Below are 5201 nucleotides of genomic sequence, written 5' to 3'. Positions count from 1 at the left end.
CGACGGTTTCTTCTGCCGCGCCTAAGGCTGCGCAGCCTGCCGTGAAAAAATAAGCCGGATTCTGCCTATATGCCGCCCTGCGGCCGAACCGTTTGCCGGTTGGGCCCCGGGGCGGCTTTGTTTGGGGCGGGGGGAATAGAAGCTTGGACCAGTGGGAACTTCTGTCGGGTGAAGGGATAAACGGATAGGACGCCTATTGGATAGGGATATAAAAGATAAAGGGAATAAGGATATGTATTTAAAGGCATTTGACGGAAAACGGAATGGGACAACTGTGCAGAGGGGGTATTCTTTGGTACAGCTGTTGGTGGTGATGTTGCTGGTTTCGATCTTGGCGGCGGTGGCCTTTACGGCCTATCGGGAATCGGTCCGCTCGGCCAACCTGCGTGCGGCGCATGCCGCGCTGCTGGAAAATGCGCGCTTTATGGAGCAGTTCTATGCGAAAAAGGGCAGCTTTAAGCTGACGTCGACGAAGTGGCCGGAATTGCCGGTGAAGGAGGCGGGCGGTTTCTGTATCAGGATGAGCGGCCAGGCTAGGGGTATCCTGGAGGGTAAGTTTACCTTGAAGGCAGTGGCGCTGGATAGGGAGGCGGAGCCGAGGGTGCTGCGCTTGAACGAGTCGTTGACGGCGGTGGTGTGCGGGAAGATGAAGGGGAAGGGTAGTTGTGCGGACGGCGAGGAGATATTTAGGGGTAATGATGCGGAGTGTAAGCCTTTTATGGGGTGACAATAGGGTGGAATGGATAAAGGAGAAGAAAAAGGACGTGCGCGGGCACGCCCTAGAAAGGGGAGTTTAATTGTTCCTGCCAACACAACCAACCTCAGTTAGCTAAGGAAGGAGATGAAATATTTAGTCTTGTCAGATTGGCACACTATCAATTTTCAGGCGGCCCTTTGTTATAATCCTCTCTTTACCTGAACATAAAACAGGCCGTCTTATGGAAGTCATCCAATATCCCAATTCTCCGTTTAAACTTCATCAGCCATTTCCTCCAGCCGGCGACCAGCCTACCGCCATTGCCGGCCTGCTCGAAGGGCTTTCAGACGGCCTGGCCTATCAAACCCTGCTCGGCGTAACCGGTTCGGGCAAAACCTACACCATGGCGCACGTCATCGCCCAAAGCGGCCGACCCGCCATCATCATGGCGCACAACAAAACCCTTGCCGCCCAACTCTACGCCGAAATGCGCGAATTTTTCCCCGAAAACGCGGTGGAATATTTCGTCTCCTACTACGACTATTACCAACCCGAAGCCTATGTGCCCAGCCGCGATTTGTTCATCGAAAAAGACAGCGCTATTAACGAACACATCGAGCAGATGCGCCTTTCCGCCACCAAAAACCTGATGACGCGCGATGACGTGATTATCGTCGCCACCGTGTCCGCCATTTACGGTATCGGCGACCCGACCGAATATCAACAAATGGTGTTGTCCGTCAAAGAAGGCGACACCATCGAGCAGCGCGACATCATCGCCACGCTCGTTTCCATGCAGTACGAACGCGGCGATTTGGACTTCAAACGCGGCAGCTTCCGCGTGCGCGGCGACATGATTGACGTGTACCCCGCCGAAAGCTCCGAAAACGCCTTGCGTATCAGCCTGTTCGACGACGAAATCGACCGCCTCGATATGTTCGACCCGCTTTCAGGCAGCCTGCACCAGCGCGTCGGCCGCTACACCGTCTTCCCGTCCAGCCACTACGTTACTCCCCGCGACACCGTATTGCGCGCCTGCGAGTCCATCAAAGAAGAACTGCGCGAACGCATCGAATTTTTCGCTCGCGAACAACGCCCTGTCGAACAACAACGCATCGAACAGCGCACCCGCTTCGACCTCGAAATGCTCTACGAAATGGGCTTCTGCAAAGGCATCGAAAACTACTCCCGCCACTTCTCCGGCAAAAAAGAAGGGGAACCGCCGCCCACGCTGATGGACTACCTGCCCGACAACGCCATCATGTTCATCGACGAAAGCCACGTTACCGTCACCCAAATCGGCGGCATGTACAAAGGCGACGCATCGCGCAAGCAAAACCTCGTCGACTACGGCTTCCGCCTGCCTTCCGCCCGCGACAACCGCCCGCTCAAATTCCACGAATTTGAAAAAGTCATGCCGCAAACCATCTTCGTTTCCGCCACCCCTGCCAAATACGAAGAAGAACACGCCGGACAAGTGGTCGAACAAGTCGTCCGCCCCACAGGGCTGGTTGACCCCCAAATCATCATCCGCCCCGTCGCCACCCAAGTCGATGATTTAATGAGTGAAATCAACGACCGCATCCAAAAAGGCGAACGCGTGCTCGTTACCACCCTCACCAAACGCATGGCGGAGCAACTCACCGACTATTACAGCGAACTCGGTATCAAAGTGCGCTACCTGCACAGCGACATCGACACCGTCGAGCGCGTTGAAATCATTAGAGATTTACGGCTCGGTCTGTTTGACGTACTCGTCGGCATTAACCTCTTGCGCGAAGGCCTGGATATCCCCGAAGTCTCCCTCGTCGCCATCCTCGACGCCGACAAAGAAGGCTTCCTGCGCTCGCACCGCAGCCTGATTCAAACCATAGGCCGCGCCGCGCGTAACGTGAATGGCGTCGCCATCCTGTACGCCGACAAAATCACCGACTCCATGAAAGCCGCCATCGACGAAACCGAACGCCGCCGCGAAAAACAAATGAAATTCAACGAAGAACACGGCATCGTGCCGCAGCAGATTAAAAAACAGGTCAAAGACATCATCGACGGCGTATACCACGAAGAAGACGGCGGCAAAGGCCGTCTGAAAGGTAAAAACAAAGTCAAAGTCGGCGAAATCCACAACGAAGAAGACGCGCTTAAAGAAATCGCCAAACTCGAAAAAGCCATGCAGCAGGCGGCTAGGGATTTGCAGTTTGAAGAGGCTGCTGTGTTGCGGGATAGGATTCGGGGGATTAAAGAGAATTTGTTGTTTGGGGCGGAATAAGTTTAGTGGGAAATTATCTTTCTTTTCGCATAAGTATTTTAGTTTGAAGATAATATTTTAAAATGTTTTGTTTTATAGCAGGTTGGACTTTTATTTGGAAGTCTTTTGAAGCTTAGAATAAATTTGATATATTGCATATAGTTAAGCCAATGGTTAAATGAACTTGTATATAGGATGTGAAAATTTTTTAGAAGAGCTTGTATAGTTCTATATTAAACGTTTAATTAGTTAATAAACGGTTAGATAGTTACGTAGATAATATTAAGAAGCTATGTGCTAATATTTAACTAATATGGTTATTTTTATATATAATTGATTTTTTGAGTATAAGGTTATTTGTAATGCAATGGAATATTCCTGAAGTTCCCGCAACATTAATTTCAGAAGTCAAAAATAAGTGGGGAAAACCATGGATATGGGCCGCTACTTTAGCATTTGCATGTTGCTGTTCATTGTTATGGATTTTATTGCTGAGAAAGTATGCAATTTATTCGTTAGTATTCCCTATTACATGGCTTGCAGCACTTTTTTACCGCTATATTTCTTCAGTTCATCAGTATGCTGCAATGGAAGCATGGAAGCATGAAAAAAACAATATTCGTAGGAAATGGGTAGAGTGGGCGGACAAGAGGGTGGCTGTAATAGACGCTTATATATCTCTGCCGTCTGAAATTGCACTAAATGATGTCATTGCTGAAACTAAAGGTAATGAGAGATTTGATTGTATTGCTTTTATTGATGATGAAGAAGACAACTTTGACCGACCATTGTGTCATGAAACAACGGTGTGGCAACTAGAAGAAAGAATTAAGTCTTTGGCTGAGTTTTCAAAAAAATTGACTGTGCATATCCATACTCCTGACAATGATATTTATGAAGCCTGGCAAAATAAGCTAATTAATATGTCGGAAACTATTGGTATGGAAAACTTGGATCTAACCATAATGCCACTGCAGGATATGAGTGAATTTATCGATAATTGGTTTGAGAAATCCGAACCTGAAGGTATCCATGCTGTCTTGTCTGCTTGGTTAAATCCAGATATAGACGATTTAGAATTTACTGAAACAGTCACTTGGATGGTTTTTTCCTCTTTGCATTTGGCTAAACAGAATAACTTACCGATTCGTGCATGGTTACAACGACCTATTACGTTGGAAGATGGAAAACAGCCACAGTTGTTGAAAAAATATGTGGATTATGGACTGCATGGTGAAGCGGTTGATGCAGTATGGTTTGCCTCCTCTTATGAGGAAATTCAGCAATATATGGATGGTATTAAGGCAGCAGGAGGAGACTGGCATTATGACAGAAATAGTATTTTAAGACATAATCCTGGACTTTTTATGGGACCTCTTGCTTCGGAAAATCAATTGCTCATGTTAGGTTTGGCTGTTGAGAATACTGAACAGAAAAATCAGTTATTTGGTTGGAATACGGATAAGGGTTTTTATATGGGGCGTTTGATTCAGACTTATAGTAATGTCTGAGTCTAGAACTGACCTATAGGAATTTTGAAGGAAAAGGAATGTAAAGATGAAGGGTATTATTAGATTGGGTGATTCTACTACGCATGGTGGCATGGTCATTCAAGCATCTTCTCAAATGACTATTGAAGGAAAACCTGCGGCCCTGGTTGGCGATTTGGTTAGTTGCCCTATACCTGGTCATGGTGATAATCCGATCATTGAAGGCAGTCAGTATATGATTTTTGAAGGTAAAGCAGTTGCCGTTGATGGTTGCAAGACTGCATGTGGATGTGCTTTGATTAGTAGCCTGCCCAGTGTTGGAAGTGATTGAAAAAATCCTCTTTCCCAAAAGGAAAGAGGATTTTTCAAGCTTGCCTAATTGCTTATTTCTTTTCTTTAGGCATTTGGGATACCAATGACAAGTTAACATCCAAGCCTTCGATTTGGAAGTGTGGACGAGCAAACAAGCGGACTTTGAAGAAGCCGGGGTTGTCCTCAATATCTTCCACCAATACTTTTGCTTCTCTCAACGGATGTGTGGCCTGCAACTCATCGCTCGGGTCGGTCATTTCCGTTACCAGGGTATTAATCCAAGTATTCAGTTCCAACTCAAGCATGCGACGGTCTTTGGTGGTACCGATGTTTTCACGCTGGATCAGTTTGAGGTAGTGCGCCAAACGGGAAAGCAGGAAGACGTAAGGCAAACGGGCGTTGATACGGCTGTTTGCGGTTGCTTCTTTGGTTTCATACAACGCAGGTTTCTGTG

The 5201-nt window shown here is 47.5% G+C and carries 4 protein-coding genes and 1 pseudogene; 4 read left to right on the top strand and 1 reads right to left on the bottom strand.

The genetic code is table 11. The features are described 5' to 3' along the window. The first annotated feature begins 232 nt into the window (after positions 1–232). The 4 genes from ACTHUT_RS13625 to ACTHUT_RS13610 all read left to right on the top strand — a co-directional run bounded on the left by ACTHUT_RS13625 (position 233) and on the right by ACTHUT_RS13610 (position 4766). Positions 233–727, top strand: coding sequence for a type IV pilin protein (locus ACTHUT_RS13625; protein WP_440385540.1), 495 nt, complete (start codon positions 233–235; stop codon positions 725–727). A 211-nt stretch (positions 728–938) separates the two neighbouring features. After that, entirely contained in the window at positions 939–2966 is a 2028-nt protein-coding gene (gene uvrB, locus ACTHUT_RS13620; protein WP_440386794.1) for an excinuclease ABC subunit UvrB, read from the top strand. A 341-nt stretch (positions 2967–3307) separates the two neighbouring features. Beyond that, complete coding sequence (locus tag ACTHUT_RS13615) at positions 3308–4456, top strand: hypothetical protein (protein WP_440386795.1); 1149 nt, start codon at positions 3308–3310, stop codon at positions 4454–4456. A 46-nt stretch (positions 4457–4502) separates the two neighbouring features. Further along, entirely contained in the window at positions 4503–4766 is a 264-nt protein-coding gene (locus ACTHUT_RS13610; RefSeq protein WP_296117867.1) for a PAAR domain-containing protein, read from the top strand. 52 nt (positions 4767–4818) lie between these two features. On the opposite strand, the pseudogene ACTHUT_RS13605 reads toward ACTHUT_RS13610, so the two are convergent. After that, positions 4819–5201, bottom strand: a pseudogene (locus ACTHUT_RS13605) (type VI secretion system contractile sheath large subunit); the annotation flags it as partial.

Source organism: Neisseria sp. P0022.S010, from assembly GCF_051956635.1.
This window is presented reverse-complemented; position numbering and strand designations above follow the sequence as displayed.

What these genes read in the sequence shown, in the direction of transcription:
- ACTHUT_RS13625 (WP_440385540.1), top strand. Translation starts at nt 233, where the DNA reads ATGTATTTAAAGGCATTTGACGGAAAACGGAATGGGACAACTGTGCAG.
- uvrB (WP_440386794.1), top strand. Translation starts at nt 939, where the DNA reads ATGGAAGTCATCCAATATCCCAATTCTCCGTTTAAACTTCATCAGCCA.
- ACTHUT_RS13615 (WP_440386795.1), top strand. Translation starts at nt 3,308, where the DNA reads ATGCAATGGAATATTCCTGAAGTTCCCGCAACATTAATTTCAGAAGTC.
- ACTHUT_RS13610 (WP_296117867.1), top strand. Translation starts at nt 4,503, where the DNA reads ATGAAGGGTATTATTAGATTGGGTGATTCTACTACGCATGGTGGCATG.